The sequence below is a fragment of the Krasilnikoviella flava genome, assembly GCF_900167525.1.
Taxonomy (GTDB): domain Bacteria; phylum Actinomycetota; class Actinomycetes; order Actinomycetales; family Cellulomonadaceae; genus Isoptericola; species Isoptericola flavus.
Genome location: NZ_FUZQ01000001.1, coordinates 860,310 through 882,759 on the forward strand (window position 1 = coordinate 860,310; position 22,450 = coordinate 882,759).

The following is a 22,450-nucleotide window of genomic DNA, read 5'->3' on the forward strand; positions in this document are numbered from 1 at the left end:
CGAAACCCCGACGTCGGGGTTTCGACAGGCTCAACCGCCGGGTAGCGGCTCGACCACCGGGGTGGTCACGCCCAGCGGAACAGCCGCACCGACAGGGGCAGCAGCACCACCGTCCACGCCGCCATCACGACGAACTGCAGCATCGGGAACCCCTCGCCGAACCAGCCGGTGTCCATCGCCTGCGCGGCGGCGCCCATCGGGGTGAACTGGCCGATCTGCCGCACGACGTCCGGCATGATCGGGCCCGGCGTCCACAGCCCCGCGAGGAACAGCAGCGGGAAGTAGACGAGGGAGGCGACGGCGTTCGCCGTCGAGGGCTTGTTCACCACCGCGGACAGGAGCATGCCCAGCGAGAACAGCGAGAGCATCCCCAGCAGGAACGCGCCGACGACGACGCCGAGCTGCTCGGGCCGCACGATGCCGAACGCCAGCTGCGCCACCGTGAGGGCCAGCGCCACCCCGACGAACGTGGTGGCGACGTTGATGACCAGGTGCGCCACGATGATCGCCTGCGGCCGCATCGGCGTCGTGGACAGCCGACGCAGCACGCCCTTGTCGCGGAAGGTCGCGAAGGTGACCGGCAGCGACAGGATCGCGAGCGTGCCGACCGCCATGGCGAGCACGGTGGGCAGATACGTCGCGATCGGCGTCACGCCGTACCAGATCGAGTCCGGCGGGACGTCGTCGGTCATCGGCTCCCGCATCCCCGGGATGCCGAACCCGACGCCGACGAGGAGCACCGTGGGGAAGAGGATCCCGAAGAACACGGACGCCGAGTCACGCAACCAGACCGTGGCCTCGGTGCGCAGCAGGCGCCCGAACCCGCGCCACCCGGCGCCGGACGGTCGCACCCGCGTGGGGGCGGTGGTGACGGTGGCGGCGGTCATGACCGGGCTCCTTCGGTGATCAGGGTGGTGTCGGTGGGCGCGCCGGCGTCGTCGGCCCCTGGGAGGTAGGCGCGCCCCGTGTGGGCGAGGAACACGTCCTCGAGCGACCGGGTGACGGTACGGACGTCGTCGGGCACGAGGTCGGCGGCGGCGAGCGCCGGGACCAGGGAGAACAGCACCCGGCGCGTGCCCGTCACGGCGATCTCCGTGTCGGACCCGTCGACCGGAGCCACGCCCTCGACCTCGGCGTCCCGGTCGGCGAGGACGGCGAGCTCACGGCGCCCGCGCTCGACGTCCTGCGGGGCGAACCGCACGACGACGGTGCGCCCGCCCTCGAGGCCGTCGATCAGCTCCTGGGGCGTGCCCTCGGCGACGACGTTCCCGGCGTCGATGATGACGAGCCGGTCGCAGAGGCGCTCGGCCTCCTCCATGAAGTGCGTGACGAGCAGGATGGTGACGCCCGTGGCCCGCACGCGCTCCACGAGCTCCCAGGTGGTGCGCCGGGCCTGCGGGTCGAGGCCGGTGGTGAGCTCGTCGAGGATGGCGATCTCCGGGTTGCCGATCAGCGCGAGCGCGATCGACAGGCGCTGCTTCTGCCCGCCGGACAGCTTGGCGAACCGGCGGTCGGCGTGCGGTGTGAGGTCGAGCATCGCCAAGAGCTCGTCCGGGTCCGCGGGATCGGCGTAGAACCCGGCGAACAGGTTCAGCGCCTCGCTCACGGTGATCTTGTCGTGCAGCGCCGCCTCCTGGAGCTGCACGCCCAGGACGTCGCGGACGGCTGCCGGGTCGCGCTGGGTGTCGACGCCGCGCACGCGCACGGTGCCGCCGTCGGCCTGCCGCAGGCCGGCCAGCGTCTCGACGGTCGTGGTCTTGCCGGCCCCGTTGGGGCCGAGGATGCCGAAGATCTCGCCGCGCTCGACCGCGAACGACACGTCGTCGACGGCGACCTTCGGTCCGTACGTCTTGCGGAGGTTTCTGACCTCCACGATGGGTTCGGCCATCACGGGCCTCCTTCGCTGGTGCGGATAGGTGGGTGGTGCGGGGTCGTGCGGTCGGTGGGGCTCAGGGGCGGCACGGGACCTGCCGGAGCATCCGGGAGGCGACGACCGCGGCCAGGGCCGCGGCGACGAGCGTGCCGCCGACGGCCCCGACGACGCCGAGCGCGACGTCGTCGTACCCGCCGCGCAGCGGGATGCCGAACAGGCCGGTGCGGGTGGCGAGGTCGGCCAGCGCGCAGGGGACGAGCAGCGGGACGACGAGCAGGGAGCCGCGCCACGCCCCCGCCCGCCGGTAGCCGGCGACGACCGCGATCCCGACGAGCAGGTAGGTCACGACGACGAGCGCCTCCCCCACCACCTGGACCACGACGCCCGTCGGGGAGTCGATGCCCAAGGGCGCGGCGGGCCCCTGCCAGTACCGGTCGAGGTCCGCGTAGACGGCACGCTCGGCAAACGTGAGGGCCACGGCCAGGGCGCCGAGCACCGGCCCGGTGATCGCGGCGGCCCGCAGCCCGCCCTCGACGAACGACCGGCGGGTGCCGCCGGCGGCGACGTGCACGGTGAGCGTGCCCACCGTGACGATGACGCCGACGGCGAACGCCACCCAGCGCACCGGCCCTCCGGCGGCGTCGTAGGTGAGGCCGTCCGCCTCGCCGCCCCAGCGCTCGACGATCAGCGGGAGGCTGAGCACCAGCAGGGCCCAGCACGCCCAGAACCAGGCGCCGGCGACCAGCAGCGTGCGGAGGAACCTCCGGCGGGCGGCCCGGGTCGCGGCGCGCTGGCGGACGCGGGCGGGCGCCTCCGGCCCGGTGGAGGTCGTCGCGGTCACGGCGCTCACCGGGTCGGCCTCAGGCGAAGGATCCGCAGCTGCCACCACAGCCAGCCGGCCGCCAGGGCCAGCGCGACCAGGGCCTGCAGGAGACCGAGGGCGGCGGGCAGGTCGTCGGGGCCCAGGCCGAGGCCGCCGAACGCGTCGGCGAACGCGCCGCTGCGCGTGGCGTGGTCGACGAGGACGAGCAGCGCCAGGCCGGGCAGGAGCAGCAGGGTGCCCTGCCAGACCCCGAAGGTGCGGTACGCGGCCTGGGCGGCCATCCCGACGAGCATGTACACGGCGACCGCGATCGCCCCCGCGGCGGCGCTCACGACGGCCCACGGCCCGCCGGTCAGGCCGCTGCCGAGCTGGGCCCACTCCCAGCCGAGCGCCCCGAAGACGCCCCGCTCGACGAGCAGCAGCAGCCCGTAGACCGCCCCGTACGCGACGCCGGCGACCAGCGCCGCGACGAGCCCGCCGACGAACAGCGACCTCCTGGTGCCGCCCGCGGCGACGTGTGGGACCACGAGCGACGCGAGGGCGATCATGCCGAGCGAGAGCCCGAACCAGGGCGCGGCGTACTCGGCGCCCGTCATGACGCCGCCGCCCATCACGCCGCCGGCCTGGCGGACGATCAGCGGCACCGCCACGGTGACCACGAGGAAGATGCTCCAGAAGATCCCGCCGATGACGAGCGTCGCCGAGCCCACGGAGCGCGCGACCCGACGGGTGGCGCGGGACCGTGCCCGGGCCACGAACGCGTCGCGGTCGGCGCGGGTCACGACGGACGCGCTCATCGCCGGCCCTCCCTCGCGCTCGTGCCCGCCTCCGCGGCGGTGGAGGACGCGCCGGACCCGCCGTCCTGGGTGAGGCGGACGAACAGGTCCTGCAGCGGCAGCGACCCGATCTCGACGCCGGCGGCGCGCGCCCCGGCCGTCGCGCCGTCGTCGGGCGCGCCCTCGAGGGTGACCTGCACGGTGGCGCCGAGGCGCTGCCGGTGCAGCTCGCGCCGGCCGCGGGCCAGCTCGTCCACGGCCGCGACCGGGCCGGTGAGGCTGAACCCGCGGGACTGCATCTCCTCGGCCGGCTCGGCCAGGAGCACCCGGCCGCGGTGCAGGACGACGACGTCCTCGAAGAGGCGCTCGACCTCCTCCACCAGGTGGCTGGACAGCAGGATGGTGCGGGGGTGCTCGGCGTAGTCGGCGAGGATCTCGTCGTAGAACGCGTACCGGGTGGGGGCGTCCATGCCGAGGTAGACCTCGTCGAGGATCGTCAGCGGCGCGCGGGCCGCGAGGCCGATGGTGGCGCCGACGGCGGACCGCTTGCCGCGCGAGAGCTGCGTCGGCTTCTTGCGGGGCTGGATCTCGAACGTGTCGAGCAGCCGGCCGGCGAGGTCGGCGTCCCAGTAGGGGCGCAGGTCCGCGTAGTACTTGAACGTCTCGGACACGCGCTCGTCGTCCATGAGGTCGCCGCTCTCGCGCACGAACTGCACGTTGGCGGTGACCCACGGGTTCTCCCAGGGCTCCTCCAGGAGGTCGCCCGCGCCGACACGGACGGTGCCCTCCGTGGGCCGGTTGAACGCCGCGAGGAGCGAGAGCAGCGTGGACTTCCCGGCGCCGTTGCGGCCGAGGATGCCGGTGATGACGCCGGGGCGCAGGTCGAGCGTGACGCCGTCCAGCGCCGTGCCGCCCTCGTCCTTGATGGTGCTGCCTTCCGCCGTCAGGCGGCGCTGCGCTCCGAACCGGACGACGACGTCGTCGAGACGGGCGCCGAAGGGTGCGGGGGTCATGACTCCTCCGTGGTGGTCGTGGGCCGGTGGCCGTTGGTGCCGAGGACGTAGGAGACGAGCTCGTCGGTCGAGATGCCGAGCAGGTCGGCCTGTGCGAGCGCCGGGGCGAGCACCTCGTCGAAGTAGGCCTTGCGGTGCTCGTCCAGCAGCCGCTCGCGCGCCCCGGGGGCGACGAACATGCCCAGTCCGCGGCGCTTGTACAGGACGCCCTCGTCCACCAGGCCGGTGAAGGCCTTGGCGGCGGTGGCGGGGTTGATGCGGAACGTCGTGGCGAACTGGGTGGTGGACATGACCTGCTCCTCCTCGGCGAGCTCACCGGCGAGCACCTGCGCACGGATCATGCGGGCGATCTGCACGTAGATCGGTTCGGGACCGTCGAACACGCGGGCCTCCTCACGCAGGTTCAGTAGTTCTGGGGTTCATTACTCGACTAATGAACCATAGACCCACGCTCGCGCGCAACCCCCGCGAGGTAGTTGAGATCCCGGCGAGGTAGTTCAGGTCCCGGCGAGGTAGTTCAGGTCCGTCACCCGAGCGACCGCCGGCGCTCGGCACGCCCCCGGGCCGCGTCGTGCGCCTCGCGCAGCAGGTCCAGGACCGCCCCGGTCGTGCTCGCTCCCGGGTTCACGACGCACACCCACCCCAGGTCCCCGTACAGCGGGTGCGGGAGGAAGGCGTCGAGGACGACGGCGCCCTCCGGCGCCCGGCCCTGCACGAGCTCGGACAACCGGTCGCGGCCGACGTGAACGTTGACCCGCCACCGGTCGGGCCGGTCGAGGTCGCAGCCGACGTCGTCCGGGTAGTTCTTGGTGACGACCGTGCCGTACGGCTGCCCGGTGGTCGGCACCTGCCCGTCGGGCGCGTAGTAGAAGAACGCGTCGCCCCACGCGATCTCCGGCGTGCCGTCACCGGGGCGCGGTTCGAGGACGAGCACCCCCTCGAGGTCTCGCACGGCCGCGATGATCTGACCCATACTCGTGTCGTTGCTCATGGTTCAAGCGTGACCTTCAAGTGCTTCTGTGGGGTGTGAGGATGGACCGTCCGCTGCGGACCGTGGACGTCGCGCGGGCGACCGACTACTCCGTGCAGCAGGTGCGTGACCTCGAGCGGCTCGGCGTCGTCCCGCCCGCCGTCCGCGCGCCGAACGGGTACCGCACCTACGACGCCCGCCATGTCCGGGCCGTCCGCGCCTACCGGGGCCTCGCCGCCGCTGTCGGGCCCGCCGTCGCGCGTCGGACGATGACCGCGCTCCAGGGTGCAGCCGTCGCGGACGCCGCGGCCGCGGTCACCCAGCTCCACGCAGGGCTCGCCGCCGAGCGTGCCCAGACCCTCCAGGCGCTCGACGCGCTCGACGCGATCCGGGCGGAGCCGACCGCCCCCTCGGCCGGCGGCATGCTGACGATCACCGAGCTGGCCGACGCCCTCGGGGTGCGCACCTCGACCCTGCGCCACTGGGAGTCCGAGGGACTCCTGGCCCCGGAACGGGTCGGCTCCCTCCGCGCCCGCGTCTACGACAGGCGCACCGTCGCCACGGCCCGCGTGGTCGCCGTGCTCCGGTCGGCGGGGTACGGCATCCCCGCGCTGCACCGCGTCGTCGCGACGTGGCGGGGACTGGGCCGGAGCCCGGACGCCGAGCACGCCCTGCAGTCGCGGCTGGACCAGATCGCGACCCGGTCGGTGGCGCTGCTGCGGGCCGGGGCGGACCTTGCCGCCGTGCTGGACGACGTCGGCGAGCCGGAGGCCGAGCCGGCCTGATCCGCCCCGTGGCACGCTCCGGGGGAAGTGCCGACGGCGCGCCCGGACCGGTCCGACGCCTGTCCTGGAGAGGGAGGGCGACCGAGCACCGCCCGGCGAGCGGAACGGAACCGTGGATGCTGGGAGCGTGAGGGATTCCGCGCCGGGGGCCCACCGCGACGCGATCGTCCGCGGCATCCACGTCGTCGTCGACGGGCCGCCCGACGCTCTGCCGCTGCTGCTCGTGCACGGCTCGGGCGCGACGGCGGCCAGCTGGTCGCCGATGGTGCCGGGCCTCGACGCGGTGCACCGCGTCGTCGCGATCGACCTGCCCGGGTGCGGGCGCTCGGCGCCTGCGCCCGCGTACGACGTGCCCGCGCAGGCGGACCGGGTCGCGGGGCTCGTCGACGAGCTGGGCATGCCCCGTCTGCGGGTGGTCGGTCACTCCAGCGGCGGGTACGTCGCGACGGCGCTCGCCGAGCGTCGTCCGGACCTGGTCGGCTCGCTGGTCCTGCTGAGCACCGGGCCTGCCCCGGACGCGAAGCTTCCGGAGGCGGCGGTCGTCCGCTTCCTCGTGGGGCGGCCGTTCGGGCCGCTGCTCTGGCCGCTGCGCACCCCGGGGATGCTGCGCCGCGGGATCCGCTCGGTGGCCGCGCGACCGGTCGACGTGCCCGACGACTTCCTCGCCGACGTGCGCCGCACGCGGTACCGCGACTTCCGGCAGATCATGGCCGGCTACGAGGACTACCTCGCGGCTCGGAGCCTGCCCGAGCGTCTCACCGCGGTCGGCGCGCCGCTGCTGGTGGTCTTCGGTGACGCGGACCCGCGCTGGGACCCGGCGTCGGCGCACCGGTACGAGGCCGTGCCCGGCGCCAGGGTCGCGTACCTGGCCGGGGTCGGGCACGTGGCCATGCTCGAGGACCCGCAGGGCGCCACCCGGCTGGTCCTCGACGGCGCCGCCTGAGGCCGGCTCCCCCGCGGCGCCTCCGCCGGCACGGCCCGGACAGCACAGGCGGGACAGCGCGGGCCGGAAAGCACGGGGCACGGCGACGATCGCTCGTCGCCGTGCCCCGTGGTCCGTCGTGCGTTGCGGGTTTCGACAGGCTCAACCAGCGGCAGCCGCATCGACGTCGTCGAGCGCGGCCAGCTCGGCCAGGTCGGCGGCGACGATCTCGGCGATCTGCACGGCGTTGAGCGCCGCGCCCTTGCGCAGGTTGTCGTTCGACACGAACAGCACGAGCCCGCGTCCGCCGGGCACGGACTGGTCGGTACGGATCCGCCCCACGAAGGACGGGTCCGCGCCGGCCGCGCGCAGCGGGGTCGGGACGTCCGCGAGCTCGACCCCCGGCGCGGAGGCCAGCAGCTCCCGCGCCCGCTCCGGGGTGATCGCGGCGCCGAACTCGGCGTGGATGGCCAGCGAGTGCCCGGTGAACACCGGCACGCGCACGCAGGTGCCGGCCACGGCGAGGTCGGGCAGGCCGAGGATCTTGCGCGACTCGTTGCGGAGCTTCTGCTCCTCGTCGGTCTCGCCCGACCCGTCGTCCACGAGGTTGCCCGCCAGCGGCAGCACGTCGAACGCGATCGGCGCGACGTACTTCTCCGGCTGGGGGAAGTCGACCGCCGCACCGGAGTGCGCCAGCCCTTCGAGGTCGCCGGCCACGGCGGCGCGCGCCTGGTCGGCGAGCTCCTTGACCCCGCCGACGCCGGAGCCGGACACCGCCTGGTAGGTCGCGACGCGCAGGCGTTCCAGCCCGGCCTCGTCGGCCAGCGGCTTGAGCACCGGCATCGCGGCCATCGTGGTGCAGTTCGGGTTCGCGACGATGCCCTTGACGGCGTCGCCGATCGCCTCGGGGTTCACCTCGGAGACGACCAGCGGCACCTCCGGGTCGAGCCGCCAGGCGGACGAGTTGTCGATGACGACGGCGCCCGCCTCGGCGAACCGCGGGGCGTGCTCGCGTGACGTACCGCCGCCGGCCGAGAAGATGGCGACGTCCACGTCCGCGAGGTCATCGGTGGCCGTGGCCGCGACGTCCTCCACGACGACGTCCACGCCCTCGAACGGCAGCGTGCTGCCCGCCGAGCGGGCGGAGGCGAAGAACCGCAGCTCCTTCACCGGGAAGGCGCGCTCCGCCAGCAGGCGCCGTAGGACGCCGCCGACCTGGCCGGTGGCGCCGACGACGGCGACGTTCACGCCGGAGTCGTTGATCTGAGCCATCAGCGCGTCACCGCCCCGAGCCGGCGTAGACGACGGCCTCGCCGTCGGCGGAGTCCAGGTCGAACGCGGTGTGGATGGCGCGCACGGCGTCGTCCAGGGCGTCCTCCCGGGTGACCACCGAGATGCGGATCTCGGAGGTGGAGATCATCTCGATGTTGATGCCGGCGTCCCGCAGCGCGCCGAACAGCCGCGCGGACACGCCGGGGTGCGACTTCATGCCGGCGCCGACCAGGGACAGCTTCCCGATCTGGTCGTCGTACTGCAGCGACGCGAAGCCGAGCTCCTCCTGCAGCGCGTTGAGCGCGGCCAGGGTGCTGGGGCTGTCGGCGTGCGGCAGCGTGAACGAGATGTCCGTGAGCCCGGTGTGCGCGGCCGAGACGTTCTGCACGATCATGTCGATGTTCGCGCCGGTGCCGGCCACGACCTCGAAGATGCGGGCGGCGGTGCCGGGCTTGTCCGGCACGCCGACGACGGTGATCTTGGCCTCGCTGCGGTCGTGCGCGACGCCGGAGATGATCGGGGCTTCCATCTCTGCTTCCTCCTGGTCGCCCGCGGGGGCGTTCGGGTCGATCGCGTCGCCGTGCGTGCCGGTGACGAGGGTGCCGGTGGTGTTGCTGAACGAGCTGCGCACGTGCACGGGCACGTCGTAGCGGCGCGCGTACTCCACCGCGCGCAGGGCCAGGACCTTCGCGCCCGACGCGGCGAGCTCGAGCATCTCCTCGTAGGTGACGCGGTCGATCTTGCGGGCGCTCGGGACGATGCGCGGGTCGGCGGTGAACACGCCGTCGACGTCGGTGTAGATCTCGCAGACGTCGGCGTCGAGGCCGGCCGCGAGCGCGACCGCCGTCGTGTCCGAGCCGCCACGACCGAGCGTCGTGACGTCGTTGCTGGAGCTCACGCCCTGGAAGCCTGCGACGATCGCGACCTGCCCCTTCTCCACCGTCTCGCGGATGCGGTGCGGCACCACGTCCACGAGGCGCGCGCGGCCGTGCACCGCGTCGGTGATGAGGCCGGCCTGCTGACCGGTGAAGGACTTCGCCTTGACCCCGAGGTTGGTGATCGCCATCGCGAGCAGGGACATCGAGATGCGCTCACCGGAGGTGAGGAGGATGTCGAGCTCGCGCTGCGGGGGCAGCGGGGTGATCTGCCCGGCCAGGTCGAGGAGCTCGTCCGTGGTGTCGCCCATGGCGCTCACCACGACGACGACGTCGTTCCCCGCTCGCTTGGCCGCTGCGATCCGCTTCGCCACACGCTTGATGCTGTGGGCGTCGGAGACGGATGATCCGCCGTACTTCTGCACGACAAGTGCCATGTCACAACCTTCTGCTGGCCGGCCTCCGTCTCTCTCAACGGTCCGCCGGGGCTGGTGCTTGCCCGTCGATGGTAGTCGGCGTCCGCGGCTCGGACGAGGGCCGTCTCAGGTCGTGGCGCCCCGGCCCTGGGCGAGGAACGCGTCCAGCACCTCCAGGTGGTCGGAGACGGGGCCGGCGGCGACGAGCCCGCTGCCCGCGGCGAGCTCGCCCGCGGCAGGAGCCAGCGCCGCGCGCGCCCGCTCCGCGACCCGCCTGTCGCCCAGGTGGACCGCGGCCCGTCCCGCCAGCACCCACAGCGCCTCGATCAGCAGCCCCGGCGGCGGGTCCGGCACGCGGGCGAGCGCCCGTCGGGCGGCGGCGTCGTCCCGACCGGCGGCGAGCAGCGTCCATGGGGCGGCCCAGGAGGCGTACGACCCCGCGTCGCCCGGCGCCAGCCCCGCGCCCGCGTCCGCGCGCCCCCGACCCACCCGCAGGCACAGCAGCGCCAGTGTCTCCAACCCGGTCTCGAGGCCGGCCATGCCGGTGCCCTCCAGCCCGGCCGTCGCCGCGCGTACGGCGGCCTCGACCTCGGCGTCGGGCGCCCCCTCGACCGCGGCGCCCACCGTGTCGGACCACGACGTGAGCACCTCGACCAGGGGGCGCTCGTGGTCGGCCGCGAGCCGCCGTGCGGACCCGGCGTGCCCGGCCGCCCCGGCCGTGTCCCCGAGCGCCGACCGGGCCTGCACCCGCACCAGGTGGCCGAGGATCTCGTCCGTGGCCAGCCCGGCCCTCGCGGCCACGTCGACGAGCTCGGCGCCGACGGCGTCCCGCATCGGCGCGAGCCCGGCGCGCCCGCAGGCGTGCAGGGTCGCCGCGCCGAGGGCGCGCGCGAGCGTCGCCGGGTCGCCCGTGCGGCGCGCCAGCGCCACCGACTCGTCGGCCGCCGCGGGCCCGGCGCTCCCCGGCGAGCCGCGCAGCTCCGTGGCGAGCACGGCCAGCAGGCGCGACCGGGTGCGTTCCGGTGCGCCGGTCGGGGGAGGCGGTGCCGTCGATCGATCGTCGCCGACTATCGCGCGTCGGCCGGGATCGACGTCGGGCACGACCGCGCCGACCGCGACGCGGGACGACGCCTGGCCATGCCGGTGACCGTCGTGCAGCAGGACTGGGGCTCGATGCTCGGCTACGACGCCGCCGGCCTGTGGCGCGCGTGGGCCCCCGACCTCGACCACCGCTCGACCGCCGCCGGCCACTTCATGGCCGAGAGCGCGCCCGAGGAGATCCTGGCCGCGCTGCGCGACCTGCTCGCGCGCTGACCCCCCCCGCCGTCGCCCCGGCGGCCTTCGCCGCGGGCGGCGGCTCAGGACCGCCAGTCGTGCCAGACGTCGTAGCCGAGCTTGACGATGAGGGCGCCCACCACGACGACGAAGATGACCCGCACGAAGGCGCTGCCCTTGGCGACCGCCATCCGCGCACCGATGTAGGCGCCCACGAGGTTGGCCGCGCCGATCATGAGCCCCAGGCCCCACAGCACGGCGCCGTGCGGCACGAAGAACAGCAGCGCGCCGAGGTTGGTGGCGAAGTTCGTGATCTTCGCCAGCGCCGACGCCGGCAGGAACGCGTAGCCCAGCACGCTCACCAGCGCGATGACGAGGAACGTGCCCGTGCCCGGGCCGAGCAGGCCGTCGTAGGCGCCGATGACGAGGCCGATGCCGGCGGCCGTCCAGCGGTGCCGGTTGCCCTCCCAGCGCAGGTTGTCGTGCGCGCCGAGCTTGGGCTTCAGGACGGTGTAGGTCGCCACGCCGATGAGCACCACGAGGATGATCGGTTTGAACAGCTCGGCGGGGATGCGGCTCGCGAGCGCGGCGCCGCCGAACGCCCCGACCAGCGCCGCGACCGCCATGGGGCCGGCCGTCGTGAGGTCCGGGCCCACCCGCCGGTAGTAGGTGATCGCGCTGGTCGACGTGCCCATGATCGAGCCCAGCTTGTTGGTGGCCAGCGCCTGCACCGGCGAGATGCCCGGCACCAGCAGCAGCGCGGGGAGCTGGATCAGCCCACCGCCGCCCACGACGGCGTCGACCCAGCCGGCGGTGAGCCCGGCGAGGACGAGCAGCACGATGGTGAGGGTGTCGAGGTCGGGCACGCCGGAGATCTTGTCATGCCGACCGCGGCCCCTGCCCGCCCCACCTCCCGTCGCCGGCGGTGCCGTGCCACCCTGGGAAGCAGGACCGACCAGGACCGCCCCGGCGTCGCGGCGACCGGCACGGTCGAGCACGGGGCGGGCGGGCCGGAGCTCGTGCTCACCCGGGTGTTCGGTGCCGCCGCGCCGGACGTGTGGGCGAGCCTCACCGAGCCGGCCCCGCTCGAACGGTGGATCGGCCGGTGGGAGGGCGACCCGGCGACGGGCCGGGTCCAGTTCTTCATGACCGCGGAGAGCGCGGACGCCGAGCCGGGAGACTGCACCATCCTGCGGTGCGAGCCGCCGCACGGGTACACGGTCGAGACGGCGACGGCGGTCGGGGTCTGGCACTTGGCGGTCGAGCTCGCGGAGTCCGGCGGGGCGACGACCCTGACGTTCCGGCACCTGCTCGGCCCGGACGACGACGCCGCCTCGATCGGGCCCGGCTGGGAGTACTACCTCGACCGGCTCGTCGCGGTGCGCTCAGGGCGTCCGGCGGACACGGTGGAGTGGGAGTCGTACTACCCGGCACAGCGCGAGCACTACGCCCGGGCGGCGGGCGCCGGGGCGTGACCGCTCAGGAGTGCAGCGCGTCGTACTCCGCCTCGGCGGCGACATCGTCCTCGACGTCGAGGCGCAGGTGCGCGAGCACGCCCTGCAGCACGCGCAGCGCCGACGACGCACGCTCGCCCCACGAGGACAGGTAGCTGAACTGCCACCACCACAGCCCCTCGAGCTCGTGCCCGTCGTCGAAATGCTGCAGGCCCTTCGCGATCTCCTCGGCGACGCACGCCAGGTCGCCGGACAGGGTGGCGGGCGCGACGTCGGCGCTCAGCGCCGGGTCGGACACCTCGACGTAGTCGTCGAAACCGTCGAACATCTTCGCGAGCGCGTCGCGCAGCGGGTCGACGTCCGTCTCCGGGCCGGCGTCGGGCTCCCACCGCTCGGCGGGGACGACGTCGACGATCGCGGCGAGCCGCGCGCCGGCGGCCAGCAGGTCCGACGTGGCGAGGATGAGCAGCGAGAGCTCGGCTCCCGGCGCCGCGCCGGACGCGACCTGCGTCGTCGTCGACAGGAACACGCGTGCCTGCGCCGACATCTGCTCGGCGACGTCCCGGAACTCGGATCCAGCCTCGATCTCCCCCACGACCTGCTCCCTCCTACCGTGCCGGACGGCGGCCGGTCAGCCGCCGACCACCCGCCGGCCCTCGAACGCGCGTCCCAGGGTCACCTCGTCCGCGTACTCCAAGTCTCCCCCGACGGGCAGCCCCGACGCGAGGCGGGACACGGTGACGCCCATCGGGGCGATGAGCCGCGACAGGTAGGTGGCCGTGGCCTCGCCCTCGATGTTCGGGTCGGTGGCGAGGATGACCTCGGTGACCGTGCGGTCGGCCAGGCGCGTCATGAGCTGGCTGATGCGCAGGTCGTCGGGGCCGACGTTCTCGATCGGGTTGATGGCGCCGCCGAGCACGTGGTACTTGCCGCGGAACTCGCGGGTGCGCTCGATCGCGACGACGTCCTTCGGCTCCTCGACCACGCAGATCACGTCGTCGGAACGGCGCGGGTCGGTGCAGATGCGGCACGTCGGGGATTCCGCGACGTTGCCGCACGTCTCGCAGAACTGCACGCGCGCCTTCACCTCGGTGAGCGCGTCGGCGAGCCGGCGCACGTCGGCGGCGTCCGCCGCGAGCAGGTGGAACGCGATGCGCTGCGCGCTCTTGGGCCCGACGCCGGGGAGGCGGCCGAGCTCGTCGATCAGGTCCTGGACTGCGCCCTCGTACACGAGGGTCCAGCCTACGACCCGCCGCCCACAGCCGGGGCCCACCGGGCCGGGCGGAACCCGCCGGGGCCGCCCGGGCGGGTCAGCCCGCGAGCCCGCCGATCAGGACGCCCAGGCCGACCAGCCCGAAGAGGATCCCGACCCCGAGGAGCACGCCGGACGTGAGCCCGTCGCGCCAGTCGCCGACGAGGACAGGCGTCGCGGTGTCGTCGGCGGGGTCGTACCAGACCTGCATCGGGCTGCCCTTGCGCGGCGGGAAGATCGTCTTGACGCTCGAGCGGGCCTTGCGCTCCTGCCCGTCCCGGTCGCGGAACGACACCGACGTGAAGGACGCGTTGCTCTCCGAGCGGCGGTTGCGGATGCTGCCGGCCACCGTGCCGGTCACCACCTCGCCGCGCGTCTGCCGCTGCTGCGTCTCCTCGCGCCGTCGCGCACGCTGCCTGCTCGCGACGGTGAGCATGACCGCGGCCGCGATCAGGAACACGCCACCGAGGATGATCGGTGCCCAGGTCTCCACGTCGTCCCACCTTCTCGTGCCATTTCCGACACTGCACCGTAGCGGACCGATCAGACCCAGCCGTTCGCCCGCGCCAGGCGAGCCGCCTCGTGCCGGTTCGCGACGCCCAGCTTCGCGACCGCCGACGAGAGGTAGTTGCGCACGGTGCCCGGCGCGAGCGCCGCGCGCTCGGCGATCTCCTCGACGGGCGCGCCGTCGGCCGCCAGCTCGAGCACGTCCGCCTCCCGGGCGGTCAGCGGCGAGTCGCCCGCGGAGATGGCGTCGGCGGCGAGCTCCGGGTCCACGTACCGGCCGCCGGCGGCCACCTGCCGCACCGCGGCGGCCAGCACCGCGGCGGACGCCGACTTGGGCAGGAACGCCCGCACCCCGACGGCGAGCGCCTTCTTGAGGTAGCCGGGGCGACCGTGGCTGGTGACGATCGCGACCGCGCACCCGGGGACGGCGGAGCGCACCCGCTCGGCGACCTCGATGCCGTCGGCGCCGGGCATCTGCAGGTCGAGCACCGCGACGTCGGGCCGGTGCCGCTCGATCGCGGCGACGGCCTCCGGGCCCGTGCCCGCCACCGCCACGACCTCCAGGTCGTCCTCGAGGTCGAGGAGCTGGGCGACGGCGTCGCGGATCAGGGTCTCGTCATCGGCGAGCACGACACGGATCATGCGGCGGCCTCCTTCGTCAGGTCGTGGGTCCCGGGGGCGGGCACGCAGGCGGTGAGGACGAAACGGTCGCCACGGGTCGCCGTGTCGAGCGACCCGCCGACGGCGGCGAGCCGCTCGCGCAGACCGACCAGCCCCGCGCCCCCGCCCGGCGAACCTGTACGGCCGCGGACCCCGTCGTTGGTCACGGTGAGCGCCAGGACCCGGGCGTCGTCGCCCGCGCTCTCGGTGAGGTCGATCCGGCACTCGCGGGCGTCCGAGTGGCGCACGATGTTGGTGACGCCCTCGCGCACCACCCACGCCAGTGCCTCGACCTGCGGGGCGGCGAGGTGCGGCACGTCGCCGACGACCCGCACGGTCACGCCGGCGGCGCGCAGCACCGACCGGGCGCCGTCGAGCTCGGTGGCCAGGTCGGCGGCGCGGTAGCCCGCGACCACGCCGCGCACCTCGCGCAACGACTCCTGCGCCAGGGTGCGCACCTCGTCCATCTGGTCGGCGCCGCGCAGGTCGCCCCGGCGGGCCAGCGCCGCGGCGAGCTCGGACTTCACGGCCACCGCCGACAGAGCGCGCCCGACGACGTCGTGCATGTCGCGGGCGATGCGCAGCCGCTCCTCGGCGACGGCGAGGCGCGCGGCCACCCCGCGGGCGTCGTCGAGCCGGCGGACCACCTCGACCATCCACATCGACATCCGCACGGTCCCGGCCCAGAAGAGCGTGAACACGAGGGCCAGGAGCCCGGCGAGCACGGCGGCTGCGGTCGGCTCGATGCCGGCGGTCGCGCGCAGGGTCGCGACCGTGACGGCGACGACGACCCCGCACCCGGCGACCCGCCAGGGCGGGGAGGCGACGGCGAGGGCGCCGCACGTCGCCGCGCCGCCGACGGCGACCATCACGCTGCGCGGGTCGTCGAGCATGCCTCCGTCCGCGGACACCGGCAGCGTCGCCACCGTCACCACCACGAGGGCCGCCGTCGCGACCAGCAGGGCGAGCACCACGGGGCGGGGCCGCCACCCGGACCACAGCGGGCCGTCGAACCCGGCGTGCACGGTGGCCAGGCAGAGGCTCGTGTGCACCAGCGCGGCGACGACGAGCAGCGTCCCGCCAGCGCCGGACGGAGCCACCTCGAGCCGGGAGAGCGCCGCCACCGCGTAGAGGTAGAAGAACGGCTCGAAGAGCACGAAGAGGTAGAGGCTCACGCGGGTGTACAGCTCGACCCCGCGCGCACCCCCGATGCGGGCCGTGGCGGGCGACAGGTCGGGCGTCACGGGTGCCAGCCTGCCACGGCCCGCACGGGCGGGGGCGTCCGGGTGGGTCACCGACGCGGCTCCCACCGCATCCAGCGCCGGCAGGCGAGCACGCCGAGCGCCGTCCATGCCGCGAGCACGGCCACCGGCACCACGGCGGCGCCGAACGTCTCGGCGAACGACAGGACCTGGCCCTCGCCGTCGAGCCCGCCCGCGCCGAGCAGCATGAGGTCCGTGATCGGGCGCAACGGCGTGAACGTGCCGATCGTGCCGAGCACGCCCGTCGTCGCGCCCGGACCGCCGAACAGCCCGGCGAACGGGATCGCGACGATCAGCAGCGGCAACGTCGTGAGCTGCGCCGACTCGACCGTGCGGGACAGCCCCGACGTGGCGCCCGCAAGCACGGTGAGCATGAGGGCACCGCCGAGCACCGCGACCACCATCAGCAGCGGGTTGACGAAGGCGGGCGGTTCGAGGAACACCGACACCGCGACGATGCCGAGCACCGTCTGCGCCAGCGCGACCGCGACCGCCGGGACGGCGGTGCCCGTGAGGATCTCCGCCCGGGAGCACTCCCCCACGAGGTACCGCTTCAGCACCAGCTCCTCGCGCCGCGCCACGAACGCGACGGTCAGGTTGTAGTAGACGACGAACGCGAGCGCCATGAACGTCAGCAGGTTCAGCAGCACGGCGCCCGTCGTGGCGGCGGCCTCGTCGCCGATGCCGCCGATCGTGGCGAACAGCCCGACCGTCATCGGCGGCAGGGCAAGGGCGTTGAACAGGGCGGTGCGGTTGCGCACGAGCAGCTGCAGCTCGGCGCGCGCCAGCGCCGAGACGCGCCGCACGCTGCCGCGCCCGCCCGCGGCGGGGGCCGGACGACGCCGGGCGACCGGGGTCGCGGAGGTGGGGACGGTGCTCATGCTGCGGCCTCCTCGGCGCGGGTGCGGGTGCCGTCGTCGGTGTCGCCGGGGGCGGCGTCGAGGGCGAGGAACGCCTGCTCGAGCGACGCCGACCGGGCGTCCAGGTCGTCGAGCCGCAGGTGCCGGGCGTCGGCCCACTGCAGCAGGGTGAACAGGTCGTCCTGCAGCCGGGTGGTGCGCAACCGCACCCGGCCGGTGCGGTCGACGTCGGGGGTGCCGACCACGCCGGCCAGGGCGGGCAGGTCCGCGGCCGTGGGCGTCACCTGGCGGCCGCCGTCGTTGCGCACGACGAGCTCGACGACGGCCGGCTCGGTGGCGACGACGTCCGCGACCGACCCCGAGCGCACGACCCTGCCCGCCTTCATGATCGCGATGCGGTCGGCGAGCTGCTCCGCCTCCTCCAGGTAATGGGTGGTGAGCAGCACCGTGGTGCCGGCGTCGAGCATCCCCTGCACGAGCCCCCAGGTGGCGCGCCGGCTCTCCGGGTCGAGCCCGGTCGTGGGCTCGTCGAGGAAGAGCACCTCGGGGTCGCCCATCGTGGCGAGCGCGAGGTCGAGGCGCCGCTTCTCCCCGCCCGACAGGCTGGCCACGCGCACGTCGGCGCGGTGGTCGAGCCCGACGGCACCGAGCACGTCGGCCGGCGGGCGCGCGCGGGTCAGCGTGCCCGCCCAGGTGCGGGCCGTCTCGGCGACGGTGAGGTCGCCGGAGAACCCGGCGCTCTGCAGCATGATCCCGAGGGAGCCGACGACCTGCCGCCGCTCGCGGTACGGGTCACGACCGAGCACCCGGACCGTGCCGCCGTCGGCGGGCGCGAGCCCCTCGACGAGCTCCACGAACGACGTCTTGCCCGCCCCGTTGGTGCCGAGCAGGGCGACGAGCTCTCCGCGGTGGACGTCGAGGTCGACGCCGCGCACGGCTTCGAACGTGCCGTACCGGCGGCGTGCCCCGCGGACGTGGACGATGGGTTCCGCAGTCATGCCTCCACCCTCGCCGCGGGACATCGGCGCAGGTAGTGCCGCCTCTCACCGGCTTTCGTGACGGGTGCACGGGACTCCCGTGACATCCGTCATGCCGGGCCCGGCTGCGGCAGGATGCTCTGATGGACGAGACGCCCGGGTCCGAGGTCGTGGCGCTGTACGACGACGCGGGGCGGCCCTGCGGCACGGCGTCGCGGGCGCGGGTGCGCGCGGAGAACCTGCGGCACGCGGCCACCGCCGTCGTGGTGCGCAACGGCGCCGGAGACGTCTACGTGCACCGCCGCACGGAGTCGAAGGACCTGTACCCGGGCCGCTACGACTTCTGCGCGGGCGGCGTGCTGCGCGCCGGCGAGGACCCGCTCGAGTCCGCGCGCCGGGAGCTGGCCGAGGAGCTCGGCGTCACCGGGGTGGACCTGGTGCCCCTCGGGGCGGCCGACTACGCCGACTCCCGCACCCGCATGCGCGAGTTCCTCTACGAGTGCACCTACGACGGCCCCGTGACCTGGCAGCCCGAGGAGGTCGCCTGGGGCGCCTGGGTCTCGCCCGCGCGCCTGCTCGCGATGATCGACGAGCTGCCGTTCATGCCCGACAGCGTGGCCAACCTCGCCGGCTGGCTCGACGACCTGCGCGCCTCGCCGCCGAGGTAGTTCAAGCCGCGCCGAGGTAGTTCGAGCCGCGCCGAGGTAGTTCGAGCCAGGTCGTCAGACGGCGACGAGCTCGGCCTCGAAGCCGTCTGCGTCCTCGAGGTAGGCGGCATAGTGTTCCGGGCCGCCGGCGAACGGGTGCCGGTCGGTGAAGAGGAGCACCCAGCCGTGCGCAGGCGCGGCGTCGACGAGCGTGTCGAGCTGCTTGCGGGTGCCGGCGTGCAGGGCGAGGTGATTGAGCCCGGGACGACGGCGATCGTGGGTGACGGCGCTCAGGGCCGGGCTCTGCTCGACCACGACGTAGGCATCGCCGAGCAGCCACGACCGACCGTGGTCCCACGACTGGTGCGGCCGGTAGCCGAGCTCGCCGAGCAGCCAGCCCCACGAACGCTCGGAACGCTGGAGATCCGGCACCCACAGCTCGACGTGGTGGACCGCGCCCCGGGGCGGGAGGTTCGTCATCGTCCGGCGGCGACGTCCGCCATGAGGTCGGCGGACAACGGTGCCAGCGGATGCGGCGCGACCGGCGCGCCGGGGTCGACCCAGACATGTTCTTCGAGCTCGGCGCGCGTCTCGACGTCGAACCGGGCGGGCAGGGCGACCTCGAAGACGTGCGCGTCCACGTGGTGGTCCGGCTCGTTGGCTGCGACGGCGCTGCGGCGCCCGAGCGGGCGGACGGCGGCCGGGTCGACGACGAGCCCGATCTCCTCGGCGCACTCGCGCACGAGCGCGGCCACCGGATCCTCCCCCGGTTCGATCTTGCCGCCCACCTGCATGAACGCGGTGGTGCCGCGCTTGCGCACGAGCAGCGCGCGGCCGTCGTCGCGCACGATGACGGCCGCGACGATGTGGAGCGTGGTCACGGTCCGTGCCGTGGTGTCGCGGGTCATGTCAGGGCTGCTCCGCGATCTCCTCGATGACCTTGCCGTCGAGCACCTGGACCACCAGCTGCACGCCGACCAGCCCGGCCGACGTGATGTCGGGGTCGTCGGCGGACGGCTCGTCGTCGACCGCGCCCGGGCCCGACGACGCCCAGGACGACCGGTCCTTCGTCTGCTCCGCCTCGCGCACCCGTCGCTCCGCCGCCTGGCGCGGTGTCTCGCGGACGGCCGGTCCGGCCGGGGCGCCCGCGACCGGAACGCTCGGGCCGGCAGTGGGACCCGGTGTGCTCGGTGGCGTCGCGGGCTCGCCGGGTGGCGCGGCGGGCTCGGGCTCCTGCGCCCACGGGGGCGGGACGTCGGCCTGCGGGCCGGCAGGTGCACGGGTGGGCCCGCCGACGGACGCCGGGTCGGGCCTGGCGGGCTCGGGCGGCGCCGCCGCGGTAGACGCTCCGGCGAGCCAGGCCGCGTCGGCGTCCTCCGCCGCGGAGCGCTCGGGGGCGGGCGGCCGCTCGGCGAGCGCGACGCCGCCCGACGGGCGGGAGACGGCGGCCGACGCCCGGGGGCCTGCGGGCGGCGCGGTGGCGGCGGAGACCGTCGCGACCGGGGTCGGCGCGGACGAGCCGGCCGCCGGCCCGGGCGGCGGGGTGGGCCCGGCACCGGTGCCGCCGGCAGGGCGGTCGTCGGACGGGGCCGACGGCGCTGCCCTGTCCAGGGGCGTCGTGGTCTGCGGCGCGGTGGGCGAGGCCCCGTTCGACGGCGTCGGGCTCGGCGGGCCGCCCTGGTCGCCACCGGAGGGCGGGGTGCTGCCGGAGGGGGAGGTGCCGCCGCCGGACCGCCCCTCGTCGAGGGTGGCTTCGACCCGCACCTGCACGCCGAGGGTCTGGTAGACCGACTCGCTCACGGCGTCCACGTGCCGCGGCTGCGAGAACGTGCGGGCCATGCCGGCCGCGGCGAAGCCGAGGCGCAGCAGCCCGCCCTCGAGGGAGACGACCTGCGCGTTCGGGCCGACCAGCGCGCGCGTCACGGGGCTGCCGATGTTCGCGACCACCTCGTCCCAGCGGCGACGAACCATCTCCGCCGTCGCTTCCGCACCTCCGCCGGCCGCCGGCGCTGCCACCGGCGCGGGTGCGGGCGGCGCGGGTGCCGTCTCGAGCGGAGTGCTGTCGATGTCCGACGCGCCCGCGGGCCCGAGGTCCGCCGGCTCCGCGTCGTCCGGTCCGTCGACCGGGAAGTCGTCCACCGGCCCGTCGTCCTCGGGCTCGGGCTCGGCAGGCTCGGGCTCGGGCTCGGGCTCGGCGGATTCGGGCTCCGAGGACTCGGGCCCGGGCTCGGGCTCGGGGCGCACAGTCAGGGCGGGCTGGCTGACGACCGTCTCGACGTCGGGCACGGGCGCCGAGGGCCCCGCCGTCGGGTCGGCAGCAGCGGTCGGCTCGGCCACGGGCTCCGGAGCCGGAGGCGCGGGAGCGGGCTCGGACACTGCGGGCTCCGTCGACCCCACAGGCTCGGACACCGCGGGCTCCGTCGACCCCACAGGCTCGGACGCCGGGCGCCGGCTCGCCTGCAGGGCTGCACGGGCGACGGCCGCGCCGCTCAACCCGCCGGACGGGCCGCCCGACGGTGCGGCAGCGCTCGATGACACAGGAGCGCTCGCCGGCACGGGAGCGCCGTCGACGGGTGCGGCGGCCTGCGCGGGCGCGCCACCCCCGGTGATGACGCCGCGCTCGAGGCGGTCGATGCGCGCGGCGAGGCCCTCCGTGCCATCGTCGGCGCCGGGGAGCAGCAGGCGCGCGCAGAGCAGCTCGAGGTGCAGCCGGGGCGAGGTGGCGCCGGTCATCTCGGTGAGCGCGGCGTTGACGAGGTCGGCCGCCCGCGACAGCTCCGACACACCGAGGCGCCCCGCCTGGGTGCGCATGCGCTCGAGCTGGTCGGCGGGCAGGCCGCGCAGCACGGCCTCCGCCGCGTCGCCGGAGACCGCGATGACGATGAGGTCGCGCAGGCGCTCCAGGACGTCCTCGACGAACCGTCGCGGCTCGTGACCGGTGGCGATCACCTGGTCCACGACGCGGAAGATCGAGGCCCCGTCGCGCGCCGCGAGGGCGTCGACGACGTCGTCGAGCAGGGTGGCGTGGGTGAAGCCGAGCAGGCCGACGGCGGTGTCGTACTCGACGACCCCGCCGGTCGCGCCCGCGATGAGCTGGTCGAGCACGGAGAGGCTGTCGCGCACGGACCCGCCGCCCGCGCGGGTCACCAGCGGCACCACGCCCCCGCCGAGCTCGATCCCCTCGGCCGCGGTGAGCTGCTCGAGGTACGGGCCCAGCACGTCCGGCGGCACGAGCCGGAACGGGTAGTGGTGGGTGCGCGACCGGATGGTGCCGATCACCTTGTCCGGCTCTGTCGTCGCGAAGACGAACTTCACGTGCGGCGGCGGCTCCTCGACGATCTTGAGCAGCGCGTTGAAGCCCTGCGGCGTCACCATGTGCGCCTCGTCGAGGATGAAGATCTTGTACCGGTCGCGGGCGGGCGCGAACGTGGCGCGCTCGCGCAGGTCGCGCGCGTCGTCGACGCCGTTGTGGCTGGCCGCGTCGATCTCGACGACGTCGAGCGAGCCGGGGCCGCCGCGGGCCAGCTCGACGCACGAGTCGCACTCCCCGCAGGGCGTGTCGATCGGGGTCTCCGGCGTGTTGCGCGCGCAGTTGAGCGTCCGCGCGAGGATGCGGGCGGACGTCGTCTTGCCGCAGCCGCGCGGACCGGAGAAGAGGTAGGCGTGGTTGACGCGCCCGCTGCGCAGGGCCTGCATGAGCGGTGCGGTGACGTGCTCCTGGCCGATCACCTCGGCGAACGTCTCGGGCCGGTAGCGGCGGTACAGAGCGGTGGTCACCCCGCCAACCCTAGACGCCGCGGCCGACACCGACGAGGCCGCTGCTCAGGCGGT

26 protein-coding genes are annotated in these 22,450 nt (G+C 74.9%); 5 read left to right on the plus strand and 21 right to left on the minus strand.

All coding sequences use genetic code 11. The features are described 5' to 3' along the window. Window positions 1-65: 65 nt before the first annotated feature. The 7 genes from B5Y66_RS03675 to B5Y66_RS03705 all read right to left on the minus strand — a co-directional run bounded on the left by B5Y66_RS03675 (window position 66) and on the right by B5Y66_RS03705 (window position 5,476). A complete protein-coding gene (locus B5Y66_RS03675; protein ID WP_079571077.1) occupies window positions 66-887 on the minus strand; it encodes an ABC transporter permease in 822 nt (273 codons plus the stop codon). After that, entirely contained in the window at window positions 884-1,888 is a 1,005-nt protein-coding gene (locus tag B5Y66_RS03680) for an ABC transporter ATP-binding protein (protein WP_079571079.1), read from the minus strand. The genes B5Y66_RS03675 and B5Y66_RS03680 overlap by 4 nt, the downstream gene beginning before the upstream one ends. Before the next feature lie 61 nt (window positions 1,889-1,949). After that, window positions 1,950-2,723 carry a hypothetical protein gene (locus tag B5Y66_RS03685; RefSeq protein WP_079571082.1) on the minus strand — a complete coding sequence of 258 codons (774 nt, stop codon included), beginning with the start codon at window positions 2,721-2,723 and terminating at the stop codon, window positions 1,950-1,952. Next, window positions 2,720-3,493 carry a hypothetical protein gene (locus B5Y66_RS03690; RefSeq protein ID WP_079571085.1) on the minus strand — a complete coding sequence of 258 codons (774 nt, stop codon included), beginning with the start codon at window positions 3,491-3,493 and terminating at the stop codon, window positions 2,720-2,722. The genes B5Y66_RS03685 and B5Y66_RS03690 overlap by 4 nt, the downstream gene beginning before the upstream one ends. After that, window positions 3,490-4,485: an ATP-binding cassette domain-containing protein gene (locus B5Y66_RS03695; protein WP_079571089.1), complete on the minus strand. Its 996-nt coding sequence runs from the start codon at window positions 4,483-4,485 to the stop codon at window positions 3,490-3,492. Before B5Y66_RS03695 ends, B5Y66_RS03690 begins: the two co-directional genes overlap by 4 nt. Further along, window positions 4,482-4,868: a GntR family transcriptional regulator gene (locus tag B5Y66_RS03700; protein ID WP_079571092.1), complete on the minus strand. Its 387-nt coding sequence runs from the start codon at window positions 4,866-4,868 to the stop codon at window positions 4,482-4,484. The genes B5Y66_RS03695 and B5Y66_RS03700 overlap by 4 nt, the downstream gene beginning before the upstream one ends. Before the next feature lie 143 nt (window positions 4,869-5,011). Further along, window positions 5,012-5,476, minus strand: a complete 465-nt coding sequence (locus B5Y66_RS03705; RefSeq protein WP_245806901.1) for a DUF6194 family protein — start codon at window positions 5,474-5,476, stop codon at window positions 5,012-5,014. A gap of 41 nt (window positions 5,477-5,517) precedes the next feature. On the opposite strand from B5Y66_RS03705, the gene B5Y66_RS03710 reads away from it, so the two are divergent. Both B5Y66_RS03710 and B5Y66_RS03715 read left to right on the plus strand, forming a co-directional pair. Beyond that, on the plus strand, window positions 5,518-6,240 hold the full coding sequence (locus B5Y66_RS03710; RefSeq protein WP_176168765.1) for a MerR family transcriptional regulator: 723 nt from the start codon (window positions 5,518-5,520) through the stop codon (window positions 6,238-6,240). A 127-nt stretch (window positions 6,241-6,367) separates the two neighbouring features. Further along, complete coding sequence (locus tag B5Y66_RS03715) at window positions 6,368-7,183, plus strand: alpha/beta fold hydrolase (protein ID WP_217700709.1); 816 nt, start codon at window positions 6,368-6,370, stop codon at window positions 7,181-7,183. Between the two features lie 141 nt (window positions 7,184-7,324). On the opposite strand, the gene B5Y66_RS03720 is transcribed toward B5Y66_RS03715, so the two are convergent. The 3 genes from B5Y66_RS03720 to B5Y66_RS03730 all read right to left on the minus strand — a co-directional run bounded on the left by B5Y66_RS03720 (window position 7,325) and on the right by B5Y66_RS03730 (window position 10,718). Beyond that, entirely contained in the window at window positions 7,325-8,434 is a 1,110-nt protein-coding gene (locus B5Y66_RS03720; protein WP_079571103.1) for an aspartate-semialdehyde dehydrogenase, read from the minus strand. Window positions 8,435-8,441: 7 nt separating this feature from the next. Continuing rightward, the gene (locus tag B5Y66_RS03725; protein ID WP_079571106.1) at window positions 8,442-9,746 is read right to left on the minus strand and encodes an aspartate kinase; all 1,305 of its coding nucleotides are present in this window, start codon (window positions 9,744-9,746) and stop codon (window positions 8,442-8,444) included. A 105-nt stretch (window positions 9,747-9,851) separates the two neighbouring features. Then, a complete protein-coding gene (locus B5Y66_RS03730; RefSeq protein WP_176168737.1) occupies window positions 9,852-10,718 on the minus strand; it encodes a hypothetical protein in 867 nt (288 codons plus the stop codon). Window positions 10,719-10,862: 144 nt separating this feature from the next. Between B5Y66_RS03730 and B5Y66_RS03735 the strand changes: the two genes are divergently transcribed. Then, window positions 10,863-11,039, plus strand: a complete 177-nt coding sequence (locus tag B5Y66_RS03735; protein ID WP_245806902.1) for a hypothetical protein — start codon at window positions 10,863-10,865, stop codon at window positions 11,037-11,039. Window positions 11,040-11,083: 44 nt separating this feature from the next. On the opposite strand, the gene B5Y66_RS03740 is transcribed toward B5Y66_RS03735, so the two are convergent. After that, window positions 11,084-11,866 carry a TSUP family transporter gene (locus B5Y66_RS03740; RefSeq protein WP_079571110.1) on the minus strand — a complete coding sequence of 261 codons (783 nt, stop codon included), beginning with the start codon at window positions 11,864-11,866 and terminating at the stop codon, window positions 11,084-11,086. A 15-nt stretch (window positions 11,867-11,881) separates the two neighbouring features. On the opposite strand from B5Y66_RS03740, the gene B5Y66_RS03745 reads away from it, so the two are divergent. Continuing rightward, a complete protein-coding gene (locus B5Y66_RS03745) occupies window positions 11,882-12,475 on the plus strand; it encodes an SRPBCC family protein (RefSeq protein WP_079571113.1) in 594 nt (197 codons plus the stop codon). Between the two features lie 4 nt (window positions 12,476-12,479). Here B5Y66_RS03745 and B5Y66_RS03750 read toward each other — a convergent pair whose 3' ends face one another. The 7 genes from B5Y66_RS03750 to B5Y66_RS03780 all read right to left on the minus strand — a co-directional run bounded on the left by B5Y66_RS03750 (window position 12,480) and on the right by B5Y66_RS03780 (window position 17,993). Then, window positions 12,480-13,049 carry a DUF5063 domain-containing protein gene (locus B5Y66_RS03750; protein ID WP_079571115.1) on the minus strand — a complete coding sequence of 190 codons (570 nt, stop codon included), beginning with the start codon at window positions 13,047-13,049 and terminating at the stop codon, window positions 12,480-12,482. A 36-nt stretch (window positions 13,050-13,085) separates the two neighbouring features. After that, on the minus strand, window positions 13,086-13,685 hold the full coding sequence (recR, locus tag B5Y66_RS03755; RefSeq protein WP_079571118.1) for a recombination mediator RecR: 600 nt from the start codon (window positions 13,683-13,685) through the stop codon (window positions 13,086-13,088). Between the two features lie 79 nt (window positions 13,686-13,764). Next, window positions 13,765-14,199, minus strand: coding sequence for a DUF3592 domain-containing protein (locus tag B5Y66_RS22460; protein ID WP_176168766.1), 435 nt, complete (start codon window positions 14,197-14,199; stop codon window positions 13,765-13,767). 50 nt (window positions 14,200-14,249) lie between these two features. Next, the gene (locus tag B5Y66_RS03765; RefSeq protein WP_079571120.1) at window positions 14,250-14,855 is read right to left on the minus strand and encodes a response regulator transcription factor; all 606 of its coding nucleotides are present in this window, start codon (window positions 14,853-14,855) and stop codon (window positions 14,250-14,252) included. Further along, window positions 14,852-16,117 carry a sensor histidine kinase gene (locus tag B5Y66_RS03770; RefSeq protein WP_176168767.1) on the minus strand — a complete coding sequence of 422 codons (1,266 nt, stop codon included), beginning with the start codon at window positions 16,115-16,117 and terminating at the stop codon, window positions 14,852-14,854. The genes B5Y66_RS03765 and B5Y66_RS03770 overlap by 4 nt, the downstream gene beginning before the upstream one ends. Before the next feature lie 47 nt (window positions 16,118-16,164). Beyond that, the gene (locus tag B5Y66_RS03775) at window positions 16,165-17,016 is read right to left on the minus strand and encodes an ABC transporter permease (protein ID WP_079571125.1); all 852 of its coding nucleotides are present in this window, start codon (window positions 17,014-17,016) and stop codon (window positions 16,165-16,167) included. Further along, window positions 17,013-17,993 carry an ABC transporter ATP-binding protein gene (locus B5Y66_RS03780; protein ID WP_079571129.1) on the minus strand — a complete coding sequence of 327 codons (981 nt, stop codon included), beginning with the start codon at window positions 17,991-17,993 and terminating at the stop codon, window positions 17,013-17,015. Before B5Y66_RS03780 ends, B5Y66_RS03775 begins: the two co-directional genes overlap by 4 nt. A 122-nt stretch (window positions 17,994-18,115) precedes the next feature. Between B5Y66_RS03780 and B5Y66_RS03785 the strand changes: the two genes are divergently transcribed. Beyond that, entirely contained in the window at window positions 18,116-18,640 is a 525-nt protein-coding gene (locus B5Y66_RS03785) for an NUDIX hydrolase (RefSeq protein ID WP_079571131.1), read from the plus strand. A 54-nt stretch (window positions 18,641-18,694) separates the two neighbouring features. Here B5Y66_RS03785 and B5Y66_RS03790 read toward each other — a convergent pair whose 3' ends face one another. The 3 genes from B5Y66_RS03790 to B5Y66_RS03800 are packed head-to-tail and all read right to left on the minus strand — an operon-like array spanning window position 18,695 to window position 22,396. Further along, entirely contained in the window at window positions 18,695-19,099 is a 405-nt protein-coding gene (locus B5Y66_RS03790) for a VOC family protein (RefSeq protein WP_079571134.1), read from the minus strand. Then, window positions 19,096-19,527 (minus strand): NUDIX hydrolase, encoded by a 432-nt coding sequence (locus B5Y66_RS03795; RefSeq protein ID WP_079571137.1) that lies wholly within the window; start codon window positions 19,525-19,527, stop codon window positions 19,096-19,098. Before B5Y66_RS03795 ends, B5Y66_RS03790 begins: the two co-directional genes overlap by 4 nt. Before the next feature lies 1 nt (window position 19,528). Next, window positions 19,529-22,396 (minus strand): DNA polymerase III subunit gamma and tau, encoded by a 2,868-nt coding sequence (locus B5Y66_RS03800; RefSeq protein WP_079571139.1) that lies wholly within the window; start codon window positions 22,394-22,396, stop codon window positions 19,529-19,531. Window positions 22,397-22,450 lie beyond the last annotated feature (54 nt).

Coding starts and splice junctions, on each gene's coding strand:
- B5Y66_RS03675 (WP_079571077.1), bottom strand. CDS start 887: ATGACCGCCGCCACCGTCACCACCGCCCCCACGCGGGTGCGACCGTCC.
- B5Y66_RS03680 (WP_079571079.1), bottom strand. CDS start 1,888: ATGGCCGAACCCATCGTGGAGGTCAGAAACCTCCGCAAGACGTACGGA.
- B5Y66_RS03690 (WP_079571085.1), bottom strand. CDS start 3,493: ATGAGCGCGTCCGTCGTGACCCGCGCCGACCGCGACGCGTTCGTGGCC.
- B5Y66_RS03695 (WP_079571089.1), bottom strand. CDS start 4,485: ATGACCCCCGCACCCTTCGGCGCCCGTCTCGACGACGTCGTCGTCCGG.
- B5Y66_RS03705 (WP_245806901.1), bottom strand. CDS start 5,476: ATGAGCAACGACACGAGTATGGGTCAGATCATCGCGGCCGTGCGAGAC.
- B5Y66_RS03710 (WP_176168765.1), top strand. CDS start 5,518: ATGGACCGTCCGCTGCGGACCGTGGACGTCGCGCGGGCGACCGACTAC.
- B5Y66_RS03720 (WP_079571103.1), bottom strand. CDS start 8,434: ATGGCTCAGATCAACGACTCCGGCGTGAACGTCGCCGTCGTCGGCGCC.
- B5Y66_RS03725 (WP_079571106.1), bottom strand. CDS start 9,746: ATGGCACTTGTCGTGCAGAAGTACGGCGGATCATCCGTCTCCGACGCC.
- B5Y66_RS03735 (WP_245806902.1), top strand. CDS start 10,863: ATGCCGGTGACCGTCGTGCAGCAGGACTGGGGCTCGATGCTCGGCTAC.
- B5Y66_RS03745 (WP_079571113.1), top strand. CDS start 11,882: ATGCCGACCGCGGCCCCTGCCCGCCCCACCTCCCGTCGCCGGCGGTGC.
- B5Y66_RS03765 (WP_079571120.1), bottom strand. CDS start 14,855: ATGATCCGTGTCGTGCTCGCCGATGACGAGACCCTGATCCGCGACGCC.
- B5Y66_RS03775 (WP_079571125.1), bottom strand. CDS start 17,016: ATGAGCACCGTCCCCACCTCCGCGACCCCGGTCGCCCGGCGTCGTCCG.
- B5Y66_RS03780 (WP_079571129.1), bottom strand. CDS start 17,993: ATGACTGCGGAACCCATCGTCCACGTCCGCGGGGCACGCCGCCGGTAC.
- B5Y66_RS03785 (WP_079571131.1), top strand. CDS start 18,116: ATGGACGAGACGCCCGGGTCCGAGGTCGTGGCGCTGTACGACGACGCG.
- B5Y66_RS03790 (WP_079571134.1), bottom strand. CDS start 19,099: ATGACGAACCTCCCGCCCCGGGGCGCGGTCCACCACGTCGAGCTGTGG.
- B5Y66_RS03795 (WP_079571137.1), bottom strand. CDS start 19,527: ATGACCCGCGACACCACGGCACGGACCGTGACCACGCTCCACATCGTC.